Annotated in this window: 22 protein-coding genes; 6 read left to right on the plus strand and 16 right to left on the minus strand. The window is 66.8% G+C overall.

All coding sequences use genetic code 11. The annotated features are described in order from the left end of the window. Positions 1-52: 52 nt before the first annotated feature. The 6 genes from atpA to D0Y85_RS17820 form a co-directional block, all read right to left on the minus strand. Complete coding sequence (atpA, locus tag D0Y85_RS17795) at positions 53-1,600, minus strand: F0F1 ATP synthase subunit alpha (protein WP_033832276.1); 1,548 nt, start codon at positions 1,598-1,600, stop codon at positions 53-55. Between the two features lie 44 nt (positions 1,601-1,644). Next, on the minus strand, positions 1,645-2,172 hold the full coding sequence (locus D0Y85_RS17800; protein WP_117311446.1) for a F0F1 ATP synthase subunit delta: 528 nt from the start codon (positions 2,170-2,172) through the stop codon (positions 1,645-1,647). 2 nt (positions 2,173-2,174) lie between these two features. Further along, entirely contained in the window at positions 2,175-2,645 is a 471-nt protein-coding gene (locus D0Y85_RS17805) for a F0F1 ATP synthase subunit B (RefSeq protein ID WP_025877365.1), read from the minus strand. Positions 2,646-2,759: 114 nt separating this feature from the next. Next, positions 2,760-3,062: a F0F1 ATP synthase subunit C gene (gene atpE, locus D0Y85_RS17810; protein ID WP_025877367.1), complete on the minus strand. Its 303-nt coding sequence runs from the start codon at positions 3,060-3,062 to the stop codon at positions 2,760-2,762. A gap of 64 nt (positions 3,063-3,126) precedes the next feature. Then, entirely contained in the window at positions 3,127-3,915 is a 789-nt protein-coding gene (gene atpB / locus D0Y85_RS17815) for a F0F1 ATP synthase subunit A (protein WP_025877369.1), read from the minus strand. A gap of 31 nt (positions 3,916-3,946) precedes the next feature. Continuing rightward, on the minus strand, positions 3,947-4,279 hold the full coding sequence (locus D0Y85_RS17820) for a hypothetical protein (RefSeq protein WP_032952006.1): 333 nt from the start codon (positions 4,277-4,279) through the stop codon (positions 3,947-3,949). A 496-nt stretch (positions 4,280-4,775) separates the two neighbouring features. Here D0Y85_RS17820 and D0Y85_RS17825 point away from each other — a divergent pair, with 496 nt between their 5' ends. Next, positions 4,776-5,594 carry a hypothetical protein gene (locus D0Y85_RS17825; protein WP_117311447.1) on the plus strand — a complete coding sequence of 273 codons (819 nt, stop codon included), beginning with the start codon at positions 4,776-4,778 and terminating at the stop codon, positions 5,592-5,594. Positions 5,595-6,068: 474 nt separating this feature from the next. On the opposite strand, the gene lpdA is transcribed toward D0Y85_RS17825, so the two are convergent. The 3 genes from lpdA to D0Y85_RS17840 form a co-directional block, all read right to left on the minus strand. Further along, on the minus strand, positions 6,069-7,877 hold the full coding sequence (gene lpdA / locus D0Y85_RS17830) for a dihydrolipoyl dehydrogenase (protein ID WP_117311448.1): 1,809 nt from the start codon (positions 7,875-7,877) through the stop codon (positions 6,069-6,071). A 107-nt stretch (positions 7,878-7,984) separates the two neighbouring features. Beyond that, entirely contained in the window at positions 7,985-9,715 is a 1,731-nt protein-coding gene (gene aceF, locus D0Y85_RS17835) for a dihydrolipoyllysine-residue acetyltransferase (protein ID WP_117311449.1), read from the minus strand. Positions 9,716-9,828: 113 nt separating this feature from the next. Further along, positions 9,829-10,398: a DNA-deoxyinosine glycosylase gene (locus D0Y85_RS17840; protein ID WP_025877378.1), complete on the minus strand. Its 570-nt coding sequence runs from the start codon at positions 10,396-10,398 to the stop codon at positions 9,829-9,831. 186 nt (positions 10,399-10,584) lie between these two features. Between D0Y85_RS17840 and D0Y85_RS17845 the strand changes: the two genes are divergently transcribed. The 3 genes from D0Y85_RS17845 to glpK all read left to right on the plus strand — a co-directional run bounded on the left by D0Y85_RS17845 (position 10,585) and on the right by glpK (position 14,388). Beyond that, complete coding sequence (locus tag D0Y85_RS17845; RefSeq protein WP_049464294.1) at positions 10,585-11,220, plus strand: OmpW family outer membrane protein; 636 nt, start codon at positions 10,585-10,587, stop codon at positions 11,218-11,220. Positions 11,221-11,340: 120 nt separating this feature from the next. After that, a complete protein-coding gene (gene glpD / locus D0Y85_RS17850) occupies positions 11,341-12,825 on the plus strand; it encodes a glycerol-3-phosphate dehydrogenase (protein ID WP_117311450.1) in 1,485 nt (494 codons plus the stop codon). Positions 12,826-12,888: 63 nt separating this feature from the next. Further along, a complete protein-coding gene (gene glpK, locus D0Y85_RS17855) occupies positions 12,889-14,388 on the plus strand; it encodes a glycerol kinase GlpK (protein ID WP_117311451.1) in 1,500 nt (499 codons plus the stop codon). 86 nt (positions 14,389-14,474) lie between these two features. Here the strand turns inward: glpK and D0Y85_RS17860 are convergent, their stop codons facing one another. Beyond that, on the minus strand, positions 14,475-15,269 hold the full coding sequence (locus D0Y85_RS17860) for a MetQ/NlpA family ABC transporter substrate-binding protein (RefSeq protein WP_049466359.1): 795 nt from the start codon (positions 15,267-15,269) through the stop codon (positions 14,475-14,477). Positions 15,270-15,295: 26 nt separating this feature from the next. Continuing rightward, a complete protein-coding gene (locus D0Y85_RS17865) occupies positions 15,296-16,267 on the minus strand; it encodes a YafY family protein (protein ID WP_117311452.1) in 972 nt (323 codons plus the stop codon). A gap of 81 nt (positions 16,268-16,348) precedes the next feature. Between D0Y85_RS17865 and D0Y85_RS17870 the strand changes: the two genes are divergently transcribed. Both D0Y85_RS17870 and D0Y85_RS17875 read left to right on the plus strand, forming a co-directional pair. Continuing rightward, a complete protein-coding gene (locus D0Y85_RS17870) occupies positions 16,349-16,951 on the plus strand; it encodes a hypothetical protein (protein ID WP_117311453.1) in 603 nt (200 codons plus the stop codon). A gap of 107 nt (positions 16,952-17,058) precedes the next feature. Further along, complete coding sequence (locus D0Y85_RS17875) at positions 17,059-17,835, plus strand: DUF481 domain-containing protein (RefSeq protein WP_025877391.1); 777 nt, start codon at positions 17,059-17,061, stop codon at positions 17,833-17,835. 117 nt (positions 17,836-17,952) lie between these two features. On the opposite strand, the gene hemC is transcribed toward D0Y85_RS17875, so the two are convergent. The 5 genes from hemC to mdoH form a co-directional block, all read right to left on the minus strand. Beyond that, complete coding sequence (gene hemC / locus D0Y85_RS17880; RefSeq protein WP_117311454.1) at positions 17,953-18,864, minus strand: hydroxymethylbilane synthase; 912 nt, start codon at positions 18,862-18,864, stop codon at positions 17,953-17,955. Positions 18,865-19,418: 554 nt separating this feature from the next. Further along, positions 19,419-20,147, minus strand: a complete 729-nt coding sequence (locus tag D0Y85_RS17885) for a LytTR family DNA-binding domain-containing protein (RefSeq protein WP_025879008.1) — start codon at positions 20,145-20,147, stop codon at positions 19,419-19,421. 10 nt (positions 20,148-20,157) lie between these two features. After that, positions 20,158-21,201 carry a sensor histidine kinase gene (locus D0Y85_RS17890; RefSeq protein WP_205420714.1) on the minus strand — a complete coding sequence of 348 codons (1,044 nt, stop codon included), beginning with the start codon at positions 21,199-21,201 and terminating at the stop codon, positions 20,158-20,160. 3 nt (positions 21,202-21,204) lie between these two features. Beyond that, positions 21,205-21,864, minus strand: coding sequence for an alpha/beta hydrolase (locus tag D0Y85_RS17895; protein ID WP_117311455.1), 660 nt, complete (start codon positions 21,862-21,864; stop codon positions 21,205-21,207). A gap of 50 nt (positions 21,865-21,914) precedes the next feature. Beyond that, positions 21,915-23,840, minus strand: coding sequence for a glucans biosynthesis glucosyltransferase MdoH (mdoH, locus tag D0Y85_RS17900; RefSeq protein WP_117311456.1), 1,926 nt, complete (start codon positions 23,838-23,840; stop codon positions 21,915-21,917). Between the last annotated feature and the right edge of the window lie 167 nt (positions 23,841-24,007).

The raw sequence follows: 24,007 nt of genomic DNA on the forward strand, positions 1-24,007 counted from the left end.
CCGTTTGATCGTCTGGTCCAGCGGAGCATCGCTCCGCTCTACAGGACCTCGATTACCAGCTGCCGGTGGTCTTGAACTCGACGATGCCCTTCTTGAAGGCAGCTTCGATGTCGTTGTCCCAACCGCCGGTGGCGTTGACCTTGCCGATCAGTTCGCCCTGGGTGTTGGCGAAATGCGCGTGCAGGCCTTCTTCGAACGCCAGCAGCTTGCTGACCGGCACGTCGTCGAGGTAACCCTCGTTGACGGCGTAGATCGACAGCGCCTGGTTGGCGATCGACATCGGCGCGTACTGCTTCTGCTTCATCAGCTCGGTGACGCGCTGGCCGCGCTCAAGCTGCTTGCGGGTGGCTTCGTCCAGGTCCGAGGCGAACTGCGCGAACGCAGCCAGCTCGCGGTACTGGGCCAGCGAGATACGGATGCCGCCGGACAGCTTCTTGATGATCTTGGTCTGCGCCGAACCACCGACGCGCGACACCGAGATACCGGCGTTCACGGCCGGGCGGATGCCGGCGTTGAACAGATCGGTTTCCAGGAAGATCTGGCCGTCGGTGATCGAGATCACGTTGGTCGGAACGAACGCGGAAACGTCGCCGGCCTGGGTCTCGATGATCGGCAGCGCGGTCAGCGAACCGGTCTTGCCGGTCACCGCACCGTTGGTGAACTTCTCGACGTACTCCTCGGACACGCGGGCAGCGCGTTCCAGCAGGCGCGAGTGCAGGTAGAACACGTCACCCGGGTAGGCTTCACGGCCCGGCGGGCGCTTCAGCAGCAGCGAGATCTGGCGGTAGGCCACGGCCTGCTTGGACAGATCGTCGTACACGATCAGCGCGTCTTCGCCGCGGTCCATGAAGTACTCGCCCATGGTGCAGCCCGAGTAGGCGCTGATGTACTGCATCGCGGCCGATTCGGACGCGGTGGCAGCCACCACGATGGTGTGCGCCAGGGCGCCGTTCTCTTCCAGCTTGCGCACGATGTTGGCAACGGTCGAGGCCTTCTGGCCGATCGCTACGTACACGCACTTGATGCCGGTGCCCTTCTGGTTGATCACCGCATCGATGGCCAGTGCGGTCTTGCCGGTCTGGCGGTCACCGATGACCAGCTCGCGCTGGCCACGGCCGATCGGGATCATCGAGTCGACCGACTTGTAACCGGTCTGCACCGGCTGGTCGACCGACTTGCGCCAGATCACGCCCGGAGCAACGCGCTCCACCGGAGCGGTCAGCTGGGTGGCCAGCGGGCCCTTGCCGTCGATCGGCTCGCCGAGCGCGTTGACGACGCGGCCCAGCAGTTCCGGACCGACCGGCACTTCCAGGATGCGGCCGGTGGTCTTGGCGACGTCACCTTCGCGCACGTTCTCGTAGCCACCCAGGACCACGGCGCCGACCGAGTCGCGCTCCAGGTTCAGGGCCAGGGCAAAGGTGTTGTTCGGCAGTTCGATCATTTCGCCCTGCATCACGTCGGCCAGACCGAAGATGCGCACGATGCCGTCGGACACGCTGGTCACGGTGCCTTCGTTGCGCGATTCCGCGGCCAGCTTGACCTTCTCGATGCGGTTCTTGATCAGTTCGCTGATTTCGGAGGGGTTGAGCGTGGTTGCCATCGTCAAGTCCTAGTGCCGGCAGCGGGGCCGGACGTTAAATGAATTCAGTTAGCGAGCGAGGTCTGCAGACGGGCCAGCTTGCCCTTCAGCGAACCATCGATGACCACGTCGCCGGCGTCGATCACAGCGCCGCCGATCAGCGAGGCGTCGACCGCGGTGGTCACTTCGACCTCGCGGTTGAAGCGCTTGCGCAGCGCGGCCTTGATCGCGTCCAGCTCGGCAACCGACAGCTCGGCCGCGGAGGTCACCGTGGCCTTGACCACGTGCTCGGCCTCGGCGCGCAGGGCGTCGAACATGCCGGCGATCTCCGGCAGCAGCGGCAGGCGATGCGACTCGGCAAGCACAGCCAGGAAGCGCGAGTAGGTCTCGCCGCGGGACTCCGGCGCCAGCAGGGCGATGGCGTCATCGCGACCCAGCTCCGGGTTGGCGAGCAGGGCCGCCACGCGCGGGTCGGCGGCGACGTGGGCGGAGAACGCCAAAGCGTCCGACCACGGCGCGAACGCGCCTTCGTCACGCGCGGTCGCGAAGGCGGCGCGGGCGTACGGGCGGGCAAGCGTGAGGGCCTGGCTCATCCTTAGATCTCCGAGGCCAGCTCGTCGAGCAGCGCCTTGTGGGCGTTGGCGTCGATTTCGCGCTTGAGCAGCTTTTCGGCACCGGTCACGGCCAGCGCGGACACCTGCTTGCGCAGATCTTCACGGGCACGGTTGGCGGCGGCGTCGATTTCGGCCTGGGCCAGGTCCTTCTGACGGGTGGCTTCGGCAACAGCTTCGTTGCGGGCCGCGTCGACGATCTGGTTGGCACGCGCGTGGGCCTGGTCGATGATCTCGTTGGCCTTGGTGCGGGCTTCCTTCAGCGCTTCATTGACCTTGTCCTGCGCCTGGGCCAGATCTTTCTGGCTGCGGTCGGCAGCAGCGAGGCCTTCAGCGATCTTCTGCTGGCGCTCTTCGATCGCGTTCATCAGCGGCGGCCAGATCTTGGTCGCGATGAGCCAGATCAGGGCGGCAAAGGCCAGGGCCTGGGCGATGAGGGTAAAACCGATATCCATGGGGTTCGCTCAGTCGGTTGTGACGGGATGGATGCGCCGCCACACGGGCGGCGCCTCCGAACCTTCATCCGCGACCAGGCGCCTGCGGCGCCCGGTCGTTTCACTTTCGCTGGATCAGCCAGCGATTGCCGGCAGGCGCGAGACGAACTCGCCGACCAGCGGGTTGGCGAAGGCGAACAGCAGGCCCACGGCGACCGAGATGATGAAGGCGGCGTCGATCAGGCCGGCGGTGATGAACATGCGGACCTGCAGGACCGGGATCAGTTCCGGCTGGCGCGCGGCCGACTCCAGGAACTTACCGGCCATGATGGCCAGACCCAGACCGGCGCCCAGCGCGGCCAGGCCGATCATGATGCCGACGGCGAGGACGGTGGAGCTCTGAACTTGGGCGAGATTGGTCAGGACGGCGAAGTACATGGTTTTCTCCAGGAACTTGATTGCTAAGGGTTTAGAAACAAACGGATGAAGGGTGAAGCGAAACTCAGTGAGCGTCTTCCGACAGGCTCAGGTACACGATGGACAGCATCATGAAGATGAAGGCCTGCAGCGGGATCACCAGCAGGTGGAACAGCATCCAGCCGAAGCCGGCGAACGCGCCTGCAAACATGCCGGCGATACCTGCACCGCCCAGCACCCAGATCAGCAGGAACACGATTTCACCGCCGAACATGTTGCCGAACAGTCGCATCGCCAGCGAAATCGGCTTGCTCAGCCACTCGACGATGTTCAGGATCAGGTTGAACGGCATCATCCACTTGCCGAACGGTGCGGTCAGGAATTCCTTGGTGAAACCACCAATACCCTTGGCGCGCAACGCGAAGAACAGCATCAGGAAGAACACGCTGATCGACATGCCCAGGGTGGCATTGACGTCGGCGGTGGGGACCGGCTTCCAGTACGGCACGCCCATCAGCTCGAGCGGCTTGGCGATGAAGTCGGCCGGGATCATCTTGATGAGGTTCATCAGGAGGATCCAGAAGAAGATCGTGATCGCGATCGGGGTCACCAGCTTGCTGGTGCCGTGATAGGTGTCCTTGGCCTGGCGGTCAACGAACTCCAGGCAGATCTCGACGAATGCCTGCCACTTGCCCGGCACCCCGGAGGTGGCCTTGCGGGTCGCCATCCAGAAGGCGACGACCATCACCAGGCCCATCAGCAGCGAGGTTACCAGCGTGTCCACGTGGATCGCCCACGGGGTGCCATGACCTGCCGTCAGATTGTGCAGGTGATGCTGGATGTAGGAGGTGGGTGTAAGCGCCTCGCCTGCCATGTGTCCGGAACCTTAAGTTAAATGAATTCGATTAGCGCCTGGCCATGGCCAGGACCTGGAACATCAGCCCGACGGCGATACCGGCCAACAGCGCCAGTGCAGGCAGCTTGAAGACCAGGAACCCCACCATCAGGACACCAAAAACGAGCGCCCACTTGGCCACGATCGCAACGATCAGGCGTGCCATGGCCGAACCGGCCCCCAGCGCACCACCACCCAGCGCCATCCGTGCCGCCACCCAACCACCGGCCGAAACCGCCACACCGGATGCCAGGGCACCAAGGGCATACTTCGGCCCCACTAGCAGGAAGGCCAGAGCCAGGACAGCCACCGCGGCCAGCGGGTAGACCGCGGCGCGCAGCATCAGTCGCCGACCCGTTTCTACGGAGTTCAGCACAGGACGTCCCGCGTGGTTACAAGTGGATGGCTGAGGCGACTACAGCAGGGGGGCCTCATCGAGCCGCCAAATTATAGCAATGGGACAATTTGCGAGACAACCGCTGCCTGTTCATATCGGAACAGCGCAAGTTGCGGTAAGGGCTGCGGTTTTGCAGCCCACCACGGGGACAATGCCATCTGCGCGATGTTGCGGTGCAACGCATTGAACTTTGGTCGCAGGTGGCGGAACTTTCCGCCGACGGCAGTGGTCCCATCTTCCGACCTGCCTGCGGCTACCTCGTCGACGCTTCGCCTGCAGGTCCCCATGATGGCCCCGAAGCGCCGCTCCGGGGCCATCTTTTCGCAGGGCGCCGACAGCGCTGAACCGTCCACATCGCGTGGACCATACCTTCACGAATGGTGGACAGCGACGTCCGGCAAAGTGGCCTTCATTCCGATGAACCACTGCAAGGACTCTTTCGATGCGCTCCGTCCCCACCCTGCTCGCCCTCTCGCTTCTCGCCGCCGGCGCGTCGTTCGCCTCCTCCGCCCATGCCGCCGAAGGCGATGACCGCTTCGCCCTGCGCCTGGGTGCGATGAACATCGACTCGGACAACACCCTGCGCGGCAACACCAATGTCGCCGGCCAGGACATCGGCTTCTCCGAGGACTTCAAGCTGGGTGGCAAGGAATGGGAGCCGCGCATCGACGGCATGTTCCGCATCAGCAACCGCCAGCGCCTGCTGTTCAACTACTTCAAGTACGACAAGGACCGCCGCGAGACGCTCGGCCAGGACATTTCCTTCGGCAACGTGAACGTGCCGGCCGACAGCTTCGTCAAGGCCGAACTGAAGTACCAGGTGGCCAGCCTGGTGTATGACTACTCGGTGGTGGACACCGAGAAGTTCGACCTCGGCCTGCAGCTGGGTGCCGAATACGCCAAGGTCAGCACCAAGGGCTACGCCGACCTGGGCACGGTGTATGAAGGCCAGTTCCTGGACGAGAAGACCGACGGTGTGGCGCCTGTGGTGGGTGCACGCCTGAGCTTCACCCCGTCCGAAAAGTGGATGATCACCCTGCAGGGCCAGTACCTCAACACGCGCTGGGGCAGCTTCGACGACTACAAGGGCGACCTGAGCCGCGCCAACGCCATCGTCGATTACCGCTTCACCGACAACTTCGGTGTGTTCGCCGGCTACGACTGGTTCAAGCTGGACGCGGACAAGAAGGGCAGCGACGGCACCATCGGCCTGAAGCAGGAATTCAAGGGCCCGGTGGCGGGTATCAGCGTCAGCTTCTGACCCCTGCTCCCCTTCCACGACAAGCTCTCTCCTGGCGCGGCCTCCGGAACATCGGGGGCCGCGTTTTTTGTGGCTTCCTGACAGAAGAGCAGAAGCGGGTTGGTCGAGCGCTGGAGGGAGAGGGGGCGGGGTGCGGATGTCCCCCGGCGCCGGCCTGCGGCCGTCACCTCCTCCTTTACTTCGCACCCAGCCCCCTCTCCCTCCGCGTGTCAGGCATCCAGACAGCCGCTGCGGTGGCGGTGGTTGTGGCTCCGCCTTCCGCAAGCCGAGCCGCTGCGCGGGCGGCAGGCGTTTCGACAAAGTAAAGGAGGAGGCGACCGCCGAAGGCGGGCGACGGGGGACATTTGTCGAAATGCCTGCCGCCCGCGCAGCGGCCCGAACGCTCGTAGTAGGAATGATCGAAGACTCGCGCAGACGACCAACAAAAAACCCGGCTTGCGCCGGGTTTTCCGTTTCGCCGGGCATGGCCCGGCGCTACTTCTTTTTAGGAAGATACAGATCGGTGATCGTGCCGTCGTAGATTTCCGAGGCCATCGCCACCGACTCGCTCAGCGTCGGGTGCGCGTGGATGGTGTGGCCGATGTCTTCGGCCTCGGCACCCATCTCGATCGCCAGGCCGATCTCGGCCAGCAGATCACCGGCGTGCACGCCGACGATCGCACCGCCGATGATGCGGTGGCTGTCCTCGTCGAAGATCAGCTTGGTGAAGCCCTCGGTGCGGCCGATGCCGATCGCGCGGCCGCTGGCGGCCCACGGGAACTTGGCCACGCCCACCTTCAGGCCCTTGGCCTTGGCTTCGGTCTCGGTGACGCCAACCCAGGCGATTTCCGGGTTGGTGTAGGCCACCGACGGAATCACCCGCGCCACCCACTCCTTCTTGTGCCCGGCAGCCACTTCGGCCGCCAGCTTGCCCTCGTGCGTGGCCTTGTGGGCCAGCATCGGGTTGCCGACGATGTCGCCGATGGCAAAGATGTGCGGCACGTTGGTGCGCATCTGCCGGTCGACCGGAATGAAGCCACGATCGGTCACCTGCACGCCGGCCTTTTCAGCATCGATCTTCTTGCCGTTCGGCGAACGACCCACGGCCACCAGCACGCGGTCGAAGGTGCCCTGCGCCAATGCCGGCGCCTGGCCTTCCTCGGCGGCTTCGAAGGTCACGGTGATGCCCTTGGCATCGGCGGTGACGCCGGAGGCCTTGGTCTTCAGGTGCACGTCAATGCCCTGCTTCTTCAGGCGGTCGGCCAGCGGCTTGACCAGATCCTTGTCGGCGCCCGGCATCAGCTGGTCCATGAACTCGACCACGGTGACCTTGCTGCCCAGCGCGCCGTACACGGTGGCCATTTCCAGGCCGATGATGCCGCCACCGACGACCAGCAGCGAACCCGGCACTTCGGCCAGTTCCAGCGCGTCGGTGGAGTCCATCACGCGCTTGTCGTCCCACGGGAAGTTCGGCAGCTTCACCGCCTGCGAACCGGCGGCGATGATGCACTTCTGGAAGCGCAGCAACTGGGTGCTGCCGTCAGCGGCGGTGATTTCCAGCTCATTGGCGGACACGAACTTGCCCACGCCCTGCACGCTGCGGACCTTGCGCTGCTTGGCCATGCCGGCCAGGCCCTTGGTCAGCTGGTTGACGACCTTTTCCTTGTACTGGCGCAGCTTGTCCAGGGTGATGGTCGGCTTGCCGAACTCGACGCCGAAATCACCGGCATGGGCGACTTCGTCGATCACCGCAGCGGCGTGCAGCAGTGCCTTGGACGGGATGCAGCCGACGTTGAGGCAGACGCCGCCGAGGCTGGCGTAGCGTTCGACCAGCACCGTATCCAGGCCGACGTCGGCGGCGCGGAAGGCGGCGGTGTAGCCGCCCGGGCCCGAGCCCAGCACAACCATTTCGCACTCGATGTCGGCGGCCTTGCCACTGGCCAGCGCCGGCTTCGGTGCTGCAGGCTCGGCGGGGGCGCGGTGCGACGGCGTCACCGGCGGCTTGCTGGCCGGGGCGGCGGCCGCCGGGGCCGGCGCAGCGGCCTTGGCCGGCGCTTCAGCGGCGCCTTCGGTCTCCAGCAGCACGACGACCGCGCCTTCGGACAGCGTGTCGCCCAGCTTGACCTTGATTTCCTTGACCACGCCGGCTGCCGAGGACGGCACTTCCAGGGTCGCCTTGTCCGACTCCAGGGTCACCAGACCCTGGTCTTTCTTCACCGTATCGCCAACGGCGACCAGCACTTCGATCACCGGCACATCGCTGTAATCGCCGATGTCGGGAACCTTGATTTCAATCGTGGCCATGGTGGGTTTTCCTCGTGCCCGACCGGCGTGGCCGGCGGGCTGTCACTGCGTTTCGACAGGCGGCCGCGCCAGGGGCAGCGGCCGCACGGTGGGGGCGAAGCGGTGCCTTACAGCAGCACGCGGCGCATGTCGGCCAGCACCTGCGAGAGGTACGTGGTGAAGCGTGCGGCCAGGGCGCCATCGATGACGCGGTGGTCGTAGCTCAGCGACAGCGGCAGCATCAGCTTCGGAGCGAACTCCTTGCCATTCCAGACCGGCTGGATGGACGACTTGGAGACGCCGAGGATGGCCACTTCCGGGGCATTGACGATCGGGGTGAACGCGGTGCCGCCGATGCCGCCCAGCGAGCTGATCGAGAAGCAACCGCCGCTCATGTCGGCCGGGCCCAGTTTGCCGTCACGCGCCTTCTTGGCCAGCTCGCCGGTTTCCTGCGCGATCTGCACCACGCCCTTCTTGTCGACGTCGCGGATGACCGGAACGACCAGGCCGTTCGGGGTATCGGCAGCGAAACCGATGTTGAAGTACTTCTTCAGGGTCAGGTTCTCGCCGCTGGCATCCAGCGAAGCGTTGAACTCCGGGAACTTCTTCAGCGCCGCAGCGCTGGCCTTGATCAGGAAGGCGAGCATGGTCAGCTTGATGCCGGCCTTCTCGTTCTCCTTGTTCAGCGCCACGCGCAGGCCTTCCAGGTCGGTGATGTCGGCCTGCTCGAACTGGGTGACGTGCGGGATCATCGCCCAGTTGCGGGCCAAGTTCGCACCTGAGATCTTCTTGATGCGCGACAGCGGCTGCACTTCCACGTCGCCGAACTTGCTGAAATCAACCTTCGGCCACGGGAGCAGGTTGAGGCCACCGCCGGCAGCCACGGTGCCACCGGCAGCTGCCGGAGCGCCGCCGCTGAGCGCGGCCTTGACGAACTTCTGCACGTCGGCCTTGGTGATGCGGCCGCCCTTCTCGCTGCCACTGACCTGCAGCAGGTCGACACCGAGCTCACGGGCGAACACGCGCACCACCGGCGATGCGTAGGGCACCTTGGCCGGCAGCACGCCATCGGCGTTGAACTGTACCGGCGGGCTGGTCGGCGCGCCGGCCGAGGGGGCGCTGGCGATCTCGCGGGCGGCCAGCTTGTCCGGCTGGGCCGGCACGGCGACCGGCTCGACCTTGGTGGCGGTCTCGGCGGCAGCCGGGGCAGCAGCGGCGGCCGCCTTGCCCGGGGCCGGGGCGGCAGCGCCTTCGGCTTCGATGATGGCGACCACGTTGCCCTGCGACAGGTTGTCGCCGACCTTGACCTTGATCTCCTTGACCACGCCGGCGACCGACGACGGCACTTCCATGGTGGCCTTGTCGCTTTCCAGCGTGACCAGGCCCTGGTCCTTCTTCACCGTATCGCCCACGGCTACCAGCACTTCGATGACCGGAATGCCGCTGTAATCGCCGATATCCGGCACCAGGGCTTCCACCGCGCCGCCGCTGGCAGCGGGGGCGGCAGCAGCGGCCGGAGCGGGAGCGGCCTGGGTGGCAGCGGCCGGAGCAGCGGCCTTGGCCGGTGCGGGTGCAACGGCAGGTGCGGCAGCAGCGGCCGGCTGGGCAGCCTCGCCGTCGGCCACTTCGATCAGTGCCACGACCTTGCCTTCGGACAGGCTGTCGCCCAGCTTGACCTTGATTTCCTTGACCACACCGGCCACCGAGGACGGCACCTCCATGGTCGCTTTATCGCTTTCCAGCGTGACCAGGCCCTGGTCCTTCTTCACCGTATCGCCGACGGCAACAAGCACCTCGATTACCGGGATATCGCTGTAGTCACCGATATCGGGGACACGTGCTTCCTTGATTTCGGCCATGGGGAGAACTCCGGCAATCTGGTGTAGGGAAACGTCTATTGTGCGGCCAGCGGGAGCCAGCGCCAACCGTTACAGGTGTTTTCAGTACGCACGCAGCCGGGACACGCTGTTGCTCATGGCCCGCCGGCGCTTCCAGTCGGTAGCGTATTGTCCTGCCGATGTCCGCTTGATGTCGCCAGTGCGACGGCCACCGGCTGCCAGGCCTGGCGCAGGCGCGGCAAGGACCACGCTGCGTTGGCCGGACTGGTGGACGGCAGCGCCAGCACCTTGGCCGACGTGGCCAGCTGCGGCTGCACCCAGCGCTGGAAGGCCTGCATCGCCGCGCCACCGTTGCAGCCGATCAGCTGCAGGTCAGGTAGTGCGGCGATCAGTGCGGGAAGTGCATTGGCCACTTCCGTGCCACGCACGATGTCCGCATCCAGGCTGCCGCGTCGTTCGCAGCGGCCGATCACATCCCACAGGCCGACACCATTGGCTGCCAGCGCCTGCAGTCGCTGCGCGTACGGCATTGCCGGGTCGAAGCCGCACAGATCGCCGAGCAAGGGCCAGAAACGATTGCGCGGGTGCGCGTAGTAATGCTGTGCCTGCAACGAAGCGATACCGGGCATTGAACCCAGCAGCAACACCCGGCAATCCGCGTTCACCTGCGCAGGGAGGCCGATGCACAACGTTGCAGCGCTCACATCTTCTCCAACTGCATGAATATTCCGGGAGGGCAGAAACCGCATGGAAACAGGGATTCCGCGCTGTTCGCTGAACAGTGCGAACTAATTTTTAACGCGCGTCGGATTCGATTCATGTTGGGGCGACTACGGTGTGCTCGCCCCGCAACCGGGGGCCCAAAACAAGAAACATTAGGAGATTCCCCCATGCGCTCCATCCGTATCCTGAGCCTCGCCCTGCTGACCTCCGCCGCGTTCGCACCGGCTGCCTTCGCGCAGGACAGCAGCACCACCGATACCGCCTCTGGCAAGCATTTTGCCGTGGTTGGCGGCGTCTCGCTGCTGCAGCCGAAGAATGACCCGATCGACGGCATCAAGAAGGTCGATGGCGGCCCGGCACCGACCGTCAGCTTCAGCTACTACATCAACGACAACTGGGCCGTTGAACTGTGGGGCGCTGCAGACAAGTTCGACCACAAGGTGAAGGGCCCGGGCAATGCCCGCCTCGGCAGCGTCGAGCAGCAGCCGGTCGCGCTGAGCGGCCAGTACCACTTCGGCCAGGCTGACAACGTGTTCCGTCCGTTCGTGGGCGTGGGCTACTTCCAGTCGGCCTTCAGCAATGAAACCCTGGCCGACGGCAGCGATTCGGACATCCGCCTGAAGGACGCCAAGGGCGTGATCGGCACCGTCGGTGTGGACATGAACATCAACTCGACCTGGTTCGCCCGTGCCGACGCCCGCTACATGCGTTCGCGTCCGGACGTGAAGGTCGGCGGCGAGAAGATCGGCGAAGCGAAGATGGATCCGTGGACCGTCGGCTTCGGCATCGGCGCCCGCTTCTAAGCGCTTCTGCGTCTTTGTTGTACCGCGACGGGCCCTACGGGGCCCGTCGTCGTTTCCGTCACCCGGGTTCTGTAGAGTCGACTGACAGTCGGATCTACACAGACGGGATGCGGAGGCGCGATGCACGAGGTCGACCTGCTGGTGATCGGCGGTGGCATCAACGGCGCCGGTATCGCCCGTGATGCCAGCGGCCGCGGCCTGAAGGTGCTGCTGTGCGAACAGCACGACCTGGCAGCACACACCTCCAGCGCCAGCAGCAAGCTGATCCATGGCGGCCTGCGCTACCTGGAACAGCGCGAGTTCAGCCTGGTGCGCAAGGCACTGGGCGAGCGCGAAGTGGTGCGTCGGCAGGCGCCGTTCCTGGTGCGGCCGCTGTGCTTCGTGCTTCCGTGGCAGCCGCACCTGCGCCCGCGCTGGATGCTGCGGCTCGGGCTCTGGCTGTACGACCATCTGGGCCGGCGCAGTCCCGCCTTTCCTGCGTCGCGCGCCGTGGATCTGCACGACGATCCACTCGGCGCGCTGCTGTCGCCACAGCTGCAGCACGCCTTCAGCTACGCCGACGCGCAGGTGGATGATGCGCGGCTGGTCATCCTCAACGCGCTCGATGCTGCGCAGCGGGGTGCATGCATCCTGACCGGCACGCGCTGCGTGGACCTGCAACGCGGGCACGGACGCTGGCACGCCGTACTGGAAAACGCCGCAGGCCATCAGCAGACCGTGCAGGCACAGGCGGTGGTCAACGCCGCAGGCCCCTGGGCCGGCGGTCTGCTGGAGCGCATGCACGCCCGCAGCGGCGGACCTGCGCTGCGCCTGGTCCAGGGCAGCCACATCGTGCTGCGCCGCGCCTGGCCGAACGACCGCGCCTGCCTGCTGCAGCAGCCCGACGGCCGCGTGGTGTTCCTGCTGCCCTTCCACGACCATCTGCTCATCGGCACCACTGACACCGACTATCGCGGCGACCCCGCTCGCTGCAGTGTGCTGCCCGCGGAAGTGGACTACCTGTGCAGCGCTGCCAACGGCTACCTGCGCGATCCAGTCGCACCTGCCGAGGTGGTCTGGCAGTTTGCCGGTGTGCGCCCGTTGCTGGCCGACCCGGACCCGCGCGCGGCCAAACTGAGCCGTGACTATCGCCTGCAACTGGACGCCGAAGGTGCGCCTGCGCTGCACGTGCTGGGCGGCAAGCTGACCACGTACCGGGTACTGGCCGAGGAGGCACTGGACCTGCTGCGCCCCCATCTGCCGCACGCCGGCCCCGCCTGGACGGCGGCAGGCGAGCCACTGCCCGGCAGCGACTGGGGCGATGCCGGGCAGGCACGGGAACAGCTTCGGCACCAGGCCCCCTGGCTGCCGGAGGCCACGCTGCGGCGCTGGGCCAGCGCCTATGGCAGTCGCAGCATCGATCTGCTGCACGGCGCACGCAGCCTGTTCGATCTGGGCGAAGACTTTGGCGTGGGCCTGCACGCACGCGAGGTGGCGTTCCTGTGCAACCACGAGTGGGCCCGCTGCGCCGAGGATGTACTGTGGCGGCGGAGCAAGCTGGGGCTGCAGATGGACGCGGCGCAGGCAGTACGGCTGCAGGCCTGGATGGATTCACATCGCCGGTAATGCCGCGCGCGGCCCGGCGCCGCTGATGCATTACGATCCCAACATCGCCACCGGAGACGCTGCATGACGCCCCGCTACGTGCTGGCCATCGACCAGGGAACCACCAGTTCGCGCGCGATCCTGTTCGATCGTGCCGGCGACATCGTCGGCAGCGCGCAGCGCGAGTTTGCCCAGTTGTTTCCACAGCCGGGCTGGGTCGAGCATGACCCGCGCGAGATCCTGACCAGCGTCTACGCCACGATCACCGAACTGCTCAGCCGCGAACAGATCGATCCCCGCCACATCGCCGCACTGGGCATCACCAACCAGCGCGAAACCACCGTGGTCTGGGACCGTGCCAGCGGCCAGCCGATCCACAACGCCATCGTCTGGCAGTCGCGGCAGAGCCAGGCGATCTGCGAGCGGCTGAAGTCCGGCGGCCACGAAGCGCTGATCCGCGAGCGTACCGGCCTGCTGATCGATGCCTATTTCTCGGCCACCAAGATCCGCTGGATCCTCGACCACGTGGAAGGCGCGCAGCAGCGGGCCGAACGTGGCGAGCTGCTGTTCGGCACCATCGACAGCTGGCTGGTGTGGAATCTCAGCGGCGGCCAGGCGCACGTGACCGACTACAGCAACGCCGCGCGTACGCTGCTGTTCAACATCCATACCCTGGACTGGGACGAGGACCTGCTGGCCCTGCTGGACATCCCGCGTGCGATGCTGCCGCAGGTGCGCGATTCCAGTTCGGTATACGCGCACACGCGCCCGCAGTTCTTCTTCGACCATCCGATCCCGATTGCCGGCATCGCCGGCGACCAGCAGGCCGCGCTGTTCGGCCAGGCCTGCTTCCAGCCAGGCATGGTCAAGAACACCTATGGCACCGGCTGCTTCATGCTGATGCACACCGGCACGCAGGCCGTGCGCTCGCGCAATGGCCTGCTGACCACCATTGCCTGGGGCCTGGGAGGAAAGGTGGAATACGCGCTGGAGGGGTCGATCTTCATCGCCGGCTCGGTGGTGCAGTGGCTGCGCGATGGCCTGCGCATGATCGATCGCGCTGCTGACAGCCAGGCCTTGGCCGCACAGGTGCCGGACAGCGCGGGGGTGTACTTGGTGCCGGCCTTCGTCGGCCTGGGTGCACCGTACTGGCGCAGCGACGTGCGCGGTGCGATGTTCGGCCTGACCCGTGGCACCGGCAAGGCCCACTTCGTGCGCGCAGCGCTGGAGGCGATGGCCTACCAGACCCGCGACGTTCTGGATGCGATGCAGTCCGATGCGGGCATCTCGCTCAGTGAACTGCGCGCCGATGGCGGCGCGATCGGCAACGACTTCCTTGCCAGCTTCCAGGCCGACATCCTCGGCGTCCCCCTGCTGCGACCGCGGGTGACCGAGACCACCGCGCTGGGTGCGGCCTACCTGGCCGGGCTGGCGGTCGGCTTCTGGGAGAGCCGCGAACAGATCGCGGCACAGTGGGGGCTGGATCGCCGCTTCGAACCGCAGATGGCGGTGGCCCGGCGCGAGAAGCTTTACGCAGGGTGGCAGCAGGCCGTGGCCGCCACCCTCGCCTTCCACGTCGACTGACGGTAGTGCCGGCCGCTGGCCGGCAACACCGTGATCTTCGGGTACACCTGCTGGGTTGCCGGCCAGCGGCCGGCACTACCCCAGAGTCAGAACGCCGGCAGCACCGCGCCCTTGTACTTGGTCTCGATGAAGGTCTTCACCTGCGGGCTGGTCAGCGCCTTGGCCAGCTTCTGCACGCGGGCGTCGTCCTTGTTGTCCGGGCGGGCAACCAGGAAATTCACGTACGGCGAGTCCTTGCTCTCGATCGCCAGCGCGTCCTTGGTCGGGTTGAGGCCGGCATCCAGCGCATAGTTGGTGTTGATCAGGGCCAGATCGACCTGGTCGAGCACGCGCGGCAGCATCGCCGAGTCCAGCTCGCGGAACTTCAGGTTCTTCGGGTTGGAGACGATGTCGCGCTGTGTGGCCAGCGCATTGGTCGGGTCCTTCAGCTCGATCACGCCGGCCTTGTGCAGCAGGATCAGCGCGCGGCTGTTGTTGCTGGGGTCGTTGGGGATCACCACATCGGCCCCTTCACGCAGTTCGGCCAGCGACTTGATCTTGCGCGAGTAGGCACCGAACGGCTCGATGTGCACGCCCACCACCTTGGTCAGGTCGGTCTTGCGATCACGGTTGTAGGCGTCCAGGTACGGTTCGGTCTGGAAGTAGTTGGCATCCACCTGCTTCTGCACCAGCTGGTCGTTGGGCTGCACGTAGTCGTTGAACACGCGCACGTCCAGCTCCACGCCTTCCTGCTTGAGGATCGGCTTGACCACGTCCAGGATCTCGGCGTGCGGCACGGCGGTGGCGGCCACCACCAGCTTCTGCGAAGGCTCACCGGACTTGCCGCAGGCGGTCAGGGCCAGCGCAGCGGCGAACAGGGGCAGCAACAGGGTCTTCTTCATGGGCGCAATCGATCTCGGGGGAGGTGTCAGGATTTTTCGTAGTTGGTCAGGGCCAGCTCCAGCAGTGCCTTGGCCTGCTCGCGCAGCATCATCGGCTCGACGATCTCGGCATCGGACCCGTAATGCAACACGTCCATCAACAGTTCGCGCGACACGCTGTAGGGCACTTTCAGTTCGTAGCGGCCATCGGCGAGGAAGCGTCCCTGCTGCTTGGAGTGCCAGTGCTCGTCGGCCACCCAGCGCGCGGCCTTGGCACTGAACAGGATGGTTGCCCAGCCCTTGGGCGCACCGGAGAAGATGCCGTAGCTGGCACCCAGCTGCTCGTCCAGTTCGCTGTCGGCGACATCGCGGGCGGTGCTGTCGATCACCCGCGCCTTGTAGATGCGGTCCACCGCAAAGCTGCGCAGGGCCTGGCGATCATGGTCCCAGCCGTCCAGGTACCAGTTGTCGCGGTAATGGGTCAGCCGTTGCGGCGATACGGTGCGCTTGGTCGCTTCGTCGGTCGAGCGGGCCCGGTACTCAAAGCCCAGCTGCTTGCGCTCCAGCACCGCCGAGGCCACCGAACGGAAGCTGGCTTCATCGAACTTGCGGCCACGGTGCGGAATCACCCGCACCCGATCCACCGGCCAGCTGGAAACACCGGCCTGGGCGGCGAGCAGGCTCTCGATGCGCTGCTGCAGCGGCGCCAGCACCGAAGACAGCACGCCGCCGCCGGTACGGGCCAGCAGGTGCTGCGAGGCCAGCAGGGCGTGCAGCTCCTCCGAGCTCAGCCACAGGCCGGGCAGCTCGAAGCGGTCACTCTCGTCGGCCAGGTAGCGGAAGCCGGCCTCGCCATCGCCCTCGATCGGCGCCATCAGCGCATCGCGCAGGAACGCCAGGTCGCGGTAGACGGTGGCCCGGGAGCAACCGAGCTTGTCCTGCAGGGTCGCCACCGTCACCGGATAGCGTGCGGACTTGAGCAGACGATGCAGGGCGGTGATGCGTTCGTATCGGTCCATGCCCCCGATTATGTCCGAGTCTCGGGCGTTGTGGCGGACGATTGGGCTATCGTGGGCGCCCCCTGACCCGTGGAGCGCCCGATGCGCCGGTTGTCTGTCCTGCCCCTGCTGGCCTGCCTGCTGCTGGCCGCCTGCGACCGCGCACCGGCGCCAACCGACGCTGCGACGCCCGTCCCCGCTGCCGATCCGGCGCAGGCGGTGCTGTCTGCCAGCCAGCGCTTTGCCGCCCTGCGCAGCTTCCATGCCGAACTGGAGGTGCTGGGCGCGCAGCAGCCGGTGCGTACCGCGATGGACTTCGTCGCCCCGGACCGCTTCCGGGTGCAGACCCCTGCCGGGCCACAGGTGATCATCGGCGACACCATGTTCCTGCAGGCCGACGATGCGATCCGCCAGGTGCCGACCCCGCCGGGGCTGCTGGAACAATGGCGCAGCCCGCTGCCTGCCGATATCCCTGCACAGGCCCTGCAGGCCGAAGACCTGGGCACCCAGACGCTGGAGGGCGTCAGCACCCGCCACTACCGCCTGCGTGGCGCTACCGCCGGTGAACGCCTGGAGTACTGGGTGGATGCGCAGGGCCTGCCGCGGCAGATCGTGCGCAGCGGCCACAACAACGGCAAGCCCTTCCAGCTGCGGCTGCGGTACTCGCGCTTCAACGATCCGGCCCTGCAGATCGATCGGCCCTGAATGGGCCTGGCCAACAACGCCTGCTGAAGCAGGCGGGACAGGCGATTCGGACGGTCATCACGCTTCCAGTATCATCGCTGGCTGCCAACCGCTTCGGAGAAGCCTCGATGTCCCTGCGCGTGTCCCTGCTGGTCCCCTTGCTGCTCTGCGCCCCGCTGGCGTACGCGCAGGATGCCTCCGAACTGGCGGCGATGTCCTCGCCGTGGAGCGGCAGTGGTGGCGAACTCGGCTTCGCGTCGGCACGTGGCAACAGCAGCACCGAGAGCTTCAACGGCCGCCTGCGGCTGCGCTACACCGATGGCGACTGGGTGCACAGCATGGACCTGTTCGGCCTGCGCTCCAGCTCCAAGGTGACCGAAACCAGCGACGACGGCACCACCACGCGCCGCAACAACACCACTGCCAACCGCTATACCGGCAGTGCGGGCAGCGCGCTGCAGCTGGGCGAACATCGCCAGCTGACCGCCACGGTACGTACCGAGCGTGATGATTTCGCCACCTACGACCGGCAGAGCTCGTTCGGTCTTGGTTACGGCACCCGGCTGTGGAACACCGAGCGCTTCTCGTTCGACGCGCAGATCGGCCCCGGTGTGCGCCGCACCCACAGCACCGAGGATGACCGCACCCGCACCGGCCTGATCGGTCGTGGCCTGTTCGACCTGAAGTACTCGCTGACCGACAACACCGACCTGATCAACACGCTGCTGGTCGAATCGGGTTCGTACAACACCTTCGGCCAGAACGATTTTGGCGTCTCGGTGAGCATGAACGAGCACCTGGCGCTGAAGGCCGGTTGGCAGGCGCGTTACAACAGCGACGTCGCCGAGGACAAGCGCAAGACCGATACGCTGACCACGATGAACGTGGTCTACAAGTTCAAATAAGCGAAAACGGGCGCCTGGCGCCCGTTCTGCTTTTGGTAGTGCCGGCCGCCGGCCGGCAACTGCATTCAATGGGGATCATGAGGTTGCCGGCCGGCGGCCGGCACTACCTGCGATGGCTCAGACGTTCAACAGCTCGCCAGCACCCGCATCCAGCAGCATCTTCGCCACGCGCTGGCCCAGTGCTCCCGGGTCGCTGGCCGGGCCCACGGCGTCGGCACGCATCGCGCGGCCGTCGCTGGCGCTGCCGACCAGCCCCTGCAGGTGCAGGTCCTGGCCCTGCCACTGCGCGATCGCCGCCACCGGCACATGGCAGCTGCCATGCAGCGCGCGGTTCATGGCCCGCTCCGCTTCCACACAGGCGCGCGTGGCGGCGTCATCCAGGCCTGCAAACAGCGCCATCAGCGCGGCATTGCCGCCATCGCACTCCACCGCCACTGCGCCCTGTGCTGGTGCCGGCAACCACTGCGGCGGCTGCAGGCGGGCGACGATGCGATTGCCCAGGCCCAGCCGTTCCAGCCCGGCCACGGCCAGCACGATGGCGTCGTAGCCGCCGTTGTCGAGCTTGGCCAGACGGGTGTTGACGTTGCCGCGCAGGTCCAGCAGCTCCAGGTCCGGGCGCAGCGCACGCAGCTGGGCCTGGCGGCGCAGTGACGAGGTACCGACGCGCGCACCGATCGGCAGTGCATCCAGCGAGGCATACAGGTTGGAGACGAAACCATCGGCCGGATCGTGGCGGGTCAGCATTGCCGGCAGCGCGAACGGCGCATCCAGTTCCATCGGCACATCCTTCAACGAGTGCACCGCGCAGTCGGCCTCGCCACGCAGCATGGCCAGCTCCAGCTCCTTGAGGAACAGGCCCTTGCCACCGATGGCCGCCAGCGAGCGGTCAAGCACTTCATCGCCGCGGGTGCTCATCGGCACCAGTTCCACGTGCAGATCGGGATGTGCCTGGCGCAGGCGGTCGGCGACGTGTTCGCTCTGCCAGAGGGCGAGCGGGCTCTTGCGGGTGGCGATGCGGACGGTTTCCATCCTTTCATTATCGCGCCTATCGGCGGGATACGGCCAACGGCGGAGCCCCTCGTAGCTGGAAGCAACAGCTGTGCTTGGCCGGGCGGGTGGACTGCGCAGGGGTCGCTGCAAGTACGTCCATGTAAGCTCGGTCGCCGCATCCATGCGGCTCACGCCCCTGCGCAGCCCACCCCGCCCGGCCTCTGACAGTTTCCGTGCGCGCCAGCCACGGAAGATCAAAAGAAAAGAGCAGAAGCAAAAGCAACAGCCGGCGGCTCCCGGGTCAGATCCCTTTTCCGCAGGAAAAGGGATCTGACCCCTCTTTCCCCGCCCGATAACAACAATGCTCTTGCCGTCCGACGCAGTGGACAACGAGAGGGTTGGGCCGGGTGGGGTGGCGGGACCGTTGGCGCCAAGGATGGCGCCATCGAGCCCCCAGGGATGGGTTTACGGCGTGTCCCGCCACCCCACCCCGGCCCAACCCAGCACGTAGCAACACCGAGCCATGACCCGCTGTTGCTGTTGCTGTTGCTGTTGATGTCGAAGCAGTCGCGGCCGCAGGCCGCGCGGAAAACCTACAGATGCCGCAATTCCTGCTTCAGCGTCGCCACGCAGCGCCGACTCACTTCCAGCGGCTGCTTGCCATGCCGCAGCACCGCCTGCACCTGCCCTCCGCTGCCACGCCGCAGCTCCACCAGCTCGTGGCGCGCCACCAGGCAGTTGCGATGGATGCGCACGAAGCGGCTGGCGAACTCCTCCTCCAGCGACTTCAACGATTCCTCGATCAGGTCCTCGCCACGCGCGTGATGCACCACCACGTACTTTTCTTCGGCCTGCAGATAGTGGATATCGTCCAGCGGAATCAATCGCAGGCTGCCGCGCAGGCGGGCACACAGCATGCTGCGGGCCTGGCCGCCGGTGTGCTGGGGCTGCCCGTCACGGCCGGCCAGGAAGGTGCGGGCGCGTGCGATCGCCGCTGCCAGCCGCTCGGCGCGCACCGGCTTCATCAGGTAATCGATGGCCGCTGCCTCGAACGCCGACAGCGCGTGCGCATCGTAGGCGGTGCAGAACACCACCGCCGGCCTCGGCTCGAAACTGGCCAGATGGCGGGCCGCTTCCAGCCCGTCCAGGCCGGGCATGGCGATATCCAGCAGCACCAGGTCCGGCTGCAGTTCGGCGCACGCGTGCAGGGCCTGCTCGCCGTTGCCGGCCTCGGCCACTACGTCCACCCCTTCCTGCGCGGCCAACAGGCTGCGCAGGCGCTCGCGCGCCAGCGGTTCGTCATCGGCGATGACTACCCTCACGATCGTCCCCTCACTGGATCGGCACTGTCACCTGGCAGGCATAGTAGCCCTCGCTCCAGCCAGCCGTCATCCGCGCGGCGCGGCCGAAGCGCCAGCTCAGGCGATGGCCGATGCTGTGCTGGGCGTGGCCTGCCCCCTGGGCCAGGGCCAGCCCGGGCACCTGCGGATCCGGTGCAGGATTGCGTACGCGGATCTGCAGCTCGCTGCCCACACAGGCCAGATGCAGCTCGATGGTGCCGCCTTCGGGCAGGCGCGAGATGCCGTGCAGCACCGCGTTTTCCACCAACGGCTGCAGCACCAGCCGCGGCATCGGCAGGTCCCAGGGCAGGGGTTCATCGCGCTGCCAGTGCACCCGAAGGCGGTCGCCCAGGCGCAGTGACTCAATCGACAGATAGCGTTCGGCCAGTTCGCACTCATCGCGCAGGGTCGAATCGCCCTCGCCTGCGCCCAGCGCGGCACGGAACAGATCGGACAGATCGAGCACCGCCCGCTCGGCCACCGCTGGGTCGCGATGCAGCAGGCTGGCGATCAGGTTCATGCTGTTGAACAGGAAGTGCGGGCGGATGCGCGCCTGCAGGGCGTCGGCCTGCGCGCGGGCATTGGCCTGTACCTGCGCCGCCCAGCGGTCGCTGACATAGAAGTAGCGCAGCGCCAACGCGGTGATCAGCGCCGTGGTGGCCGCGCTGCCCAGGGTGAAGCGCCAGAAGCCGATGCCGCGCGCGAAGTTGTCGCCCAGCACGCCATACAGGGCATGGATGATGCCCGCGCACAGGATGGCGATCAGCGCGGTCAGGCCAACGGCGGCGACGGCGCCCAGCAGTTCCGGCAGCTTCGACAGCGCCTGCCGCAGCAGGCACAGGCTGGCGGTGACCGCCAGCGCCAGCCACAGCGCGAAACCGCTGGCCGAGGCCAGTTCCCCCATCGTCCAGTGGCGGCTGCCATCGGGCGCCAGCGCCAGCACCACCACCACCAGTTCGGCCAGGCCGAGCATCGCTGCCAACCGCGGCAAACGGCACAGTTCCGGCATCCACGGGGTGGCAGCGCTCGCGGCCATGGGTCAGGCGGCGCCCAGGCGTGCCTGCAGCCAGTCGCCCAACGCGTCGATTTCCTCGGCGCAGACCTGGTGGGCCATCGGGTAGCTGTGCCACTGCACGTCCAGCCCAAGCGAGCGCAACGTCTCGGCGCTGTGCGCGGCCACCGCCTGCGGGATCACCGGATCGCTGCTGCCGTGGGCCATGAACACCGGCACATCCACCGCACCATCAACGCGCGACGCGCTTTCGGCATCCGGCAGGTAGGTCGACAGTGCGATCAGGCCGGCCAAGGGAGCAGTGCGTGCCAGCGCGGCACTGAGGATCACCGCCCCGCCCTGCGAGAAGCCGGCCAGGAAGATGTGATCAGCGGCGACACCGCGTTCGATCTCACGGGCGATCAGCGCATCCAGCTGCACCACCGACTCCTGCACGCCGGTCATGTCGGCGCGCGAACGGAAGTCCATGCCGACGATGTCGTACCAGCCACGCATCGGCACGCCGTTGTTGATCGTGATCGGCCGCACCGGTGCGTGCGGGAACACGAAGCGCAGCGCCGGCCAGTGCGGACGCACCAGTTCGGGCACGATCGGCGCGAAATCATGGCCGTCGGCACCGAGGCCATGCAGCCAGATCACCGACCACTGCGGCGAGGCGCCGGTTTCCTGTTCCACCGTTTGCAGCATGTTGCGGCTCCTGTACATTCGAGCCGCATTATGCCGCTGGCACGGTGCGATCAGTACAGCGGCGGTTGCTCGGCCGCTTCCCGGCGCAGCTGTGCGGCGCGCACCAGCACCGGCGGCGGGATGTTCTCTTCGGGAATGTCGAGCAGGCCCAGGCGATGCAGGAAGGCGCCCGGCCCGCGCAGCGAGGTCAGTGCCACCACCGGCACCGCCAGCACCATGCCGATCACCACCGGCGCCATCCAGGCCGCCAGCGACGGCGACACCGCCCACGCCAGCACGCCCATGAAGGCGCCAAACACGCCCAGGCCGCCGTAGCCGCGCACCAGCGAAATCCACGAGATGCCACCGTCATCGCGCTGCTGTGCATCCCAGCCCGAGTCACGGCCGGACAGCACTTCGGCCACCCCGCGCGACTGCACGTACATCACCACCGGCGCCATCAGCGCGGCCAGCACGGTTTCCACCAGCATCGACAGGAACGCCCGGATCGCGCCACCACAGCCACGGCGTTCAACCGGATCGAGCAGCATCGCAAAGTAACCCAGCACCTTGGGCATCAGCAGCACCGCCATGGTGGCGGCGAACAGGCGCACCACCTGTTCTTCATCCTGCGCACGCCAGTACACGCTGGGCGACAGGTGCAGCAGGGCGTTGAAATCGATGCCTTCCTGGAACAGCGGGATGGCGATGCCGATCAGCATCAGCATCGCCCACATCGGTGCGGTGAAGTAATGGCCGATGCCGATCAGCATGTGCACGCGGCTGATCCAGTGCAGGCCACGGCTGCCCACCACCTTGCCGTGCTGCAGGTTGCCCTGGCACCAGCGGCGGTCGCGCACCAGCAGGTCGGTCAGCGTTGGCGGGCCTTCCTCGTAGCTGCCCCCCAGGTAGGGCACCATGTGCGCGGCCCAGCCACCACGGCGCATCAGCGCCGCTTCCACGAAATCATGGCTGAGCACGTGGCCGCCGAACGGCTTGCGCCCCGGCAGCTCCGGCAGGCCAGCGTGGTCGGCGAAGGCACGGGTGCGGATGATCGCGTTGTGCCCCCAGTAATTGCTTTCGGCACCGTGCCACCAGGCCACGCCACGGGCGATCACCGGCCCGTACACGCGCCCGCCGAACTGCTGCATGCGCGAGAACAGGGTGCGGCCGCCGATGACTGATGGCAGGGTCTGGATCAGGCCGACGTCGGCGTTGTGCTCCATGCCGGCGACCAGGCGCACGATGCTGTCACCGGTCATCAGGCTGTCGGCATCCAGGATCAGCATCTGCGGGTAGGCACCGCCGAAGCGGCGTACCCAGTCGGCGATGTTGCCGGCCTTGCGCGCGCTGTTGTCGCCACGGCGGCGATAGAACAGTCGCGCACGCCCATCGGGCACCAGCTCGCGCAGCTCGGCGAACACCTGCTCTTCGGCCCGCGCGATGTCCTCGCGACGGGTATCGCTGAGCACGAAGAAATCAAACCGCTGCAGCTGGCCGGTGGCCGCCACCGATTCGTAGATCGCACGCAGGCCGGCCAGCAGCCGGCGCGGGTCTTCGTTGTAGGTGGGCATCAGCAGCGCGGTGCGGCTGTGCACGGTCGGCAGCGGCTTGTCCGGATCGATGCCCAGACGGTAGCCCCGGTCGAACACGGCCGTCAGGAAGCCGGCCACCGCACTGGCAAAGGACAGCGCGATCCAGGCGAAGAGGCCGACGAACAGCACCAGCAGGCAGGCCTCCAGCACGCTGATGCCATTGCCGGACAGCACCCGCCACATCATCCGGGTGGCCACGGCGGTCATCGCCACGGTGCCGCCGAGGATGTACAGGCGACGCAGGCCGATCATGCGTGGCGAGGTGCGATGGCGCCGGACCTTCAGCGAGCCTTGCCGCAGCGTCTGTTCGGGCATCAGCAGCGGGGCTTCGGCCGGCAGCAGGGCCCAGCCCGCGTCGGGACCGGCCGTGACCGGCTCCGCGTCGATGGTTTCACTCCCCATGGCCGCCTACTCCCTGCAGGCCGCAGGACCAGCCGTCCCGGCCGGGCTGCGTGCACCAAGGTTCCTGGTACGCGTTCCCGGCGTCCGCACTTGTCCTGTCTGCCACGACGTCATGCCGCGCAGTCGATGTCTGTCACTACCGGAACCCACACGATCTCCAACGGGGC

The organism is Stenotrophomonas sp. G4, from assembly GCF_003428825.1.
GTDB classification, from domain to species: domain Bacteria; phylum Pseudomonadota; class Gammaproteobacteria; order Xanthomonadales; family Xanthomonadaceae; genus Stenotrophomonas; species Stenotrophomonas indicatrix.

Coding starts and splice junctions, on each gene's coding strand:
- D0Y85_RS17860 (WP_049466359.1), bottom strand. CDS start 15,269: ATGAAGAAGACCCTGTTGCTGCCCCTGTTCGCCGCTGCGCTGGCCCTG.
- D0Y85_RS17845 (WP_049464294.1), top strand. CDS start 10,585: ATGCGCTCCATCCGTATCCTGAGCCTCGCCCTGCTGACCTCCGCCGCG.
- hemC (WP_117311454.1), bottom strand. CDS start 18,864: ATGGAAACCGTCCGCATCGCCACCCGCAAGAGCCCGCTCGCCCTCTGG.
- aceF (WP_117311449.1), bottom strand. CDS start 9,715: ATGGCCGAAATCAAGGAAGCACGTGTCCCCGATATCGGTGACTACAGC.
- D0Y85_RS17875 (WP_025877391.1), top strand. CDS start 17,059: ATGTCCCTGCGCGTGTCCCTGCTGGTCCCCTTGCTGCTCTGCGCCCCG.
- glpK (WP_117311451.1), top strand. CDS start 12,889: ATGACGCCCCGCTACGTGCTGGCCATCGACCAGGGAACCACCAGTTCG.
- D0Y85_RS17870 (WP_117311453.1), top strand. CDS start 16,349: ATGCGCCGGTTGTCTGTCCTGCCCCTGCTGGCCTGCCTGCTGCTGGCC.
- D0Y85_RS17805 (WP_025877365.1), bottom strand. CDS start 2,645: ATGGATATCGGTTTTACCCTCATCGCCCAGGCCCTGGCCTTTGCCGCC.
- D0Y85_RS17825 (WP_117311447.1), top strand. CDS start 4,776: ATGCGCTCCGTCCCCACCCTGCTCGCCCTCTCGCTTCTCGCCGCCGGC.
- glpD (WP_117311450.1), top strand. CDS start 11,341: ATGCACGAGGTCGACCTGCTGGTGATCGGCGGTGGCATCAACGGCGCC.
- atpB (WP_025877369.1), bottom strand. CDS start 3,915: ATGGCAGGCGAGGCGCTTACACCCACCTCCTACATCCAGCATCACCTG.
- D0Y85_RS17865 (WP_117311452.1), bottom strand. CDS start 16,267: ATGGACCGATACGAACGCATCACCGCCCTGCATCGTCTGCTCAAGTCC.
- mdoH (WP_117311456.1), bottom strand. CDS start 23,840: ATGGGGAGTGAAACCATCGACGCGGAGCCGGTCACGGCCGGTCCCGAC.
- atpE (WP_025877367.1), bottom strand. CDS start 3,062: ATGTACTTCGCCGTCCTGACCAATCTCGCCCAAGTTCAGAGCTCCACC.
- D0Y85_RS17890 (WP_205420714.1), bottom strand. CDS start 21,201: ATGGCCGCGAGCGCTGCCACCCCGTGGATGCCGGAACTGTGCCGTTTG.
- D0Y85_RS17820 (WP_032952006.1), bottom strand. CDS start 4,279: ATGCTGCGCGCCGCGGTCTACCCGCTGGCCGCGGTGGCTGTCCTGGCT.
- lpdA (WP_117311448.1), bottom strand. CDS start 7,877: ATGGCCACGATTGAAATCAAGGTTCCCGACATCGGCGATTACAGCGAT.
- D0Y85_RS17800 (WP_117311446.1), bottom strand. CDS start 2,172: ATGAGCCAGGCCCTCACGCTTGCCCGCCCGTACGCCCGCGCCGCCTTC.
- D0Y85_RS17895 (WP_117311455.1), bottom strand. CDS start 21,864: ATGCTGCAAACGGTGGAACAGGAAACCGGCGCCTCGCCGCAGTGGTCG.
- atpA (WP_033832276.1), bottom strand. CDS start 1,600: ATGGCAACCACGCTCAACCCCTCCGAAATCAGCGAACTGATCAAGAAC.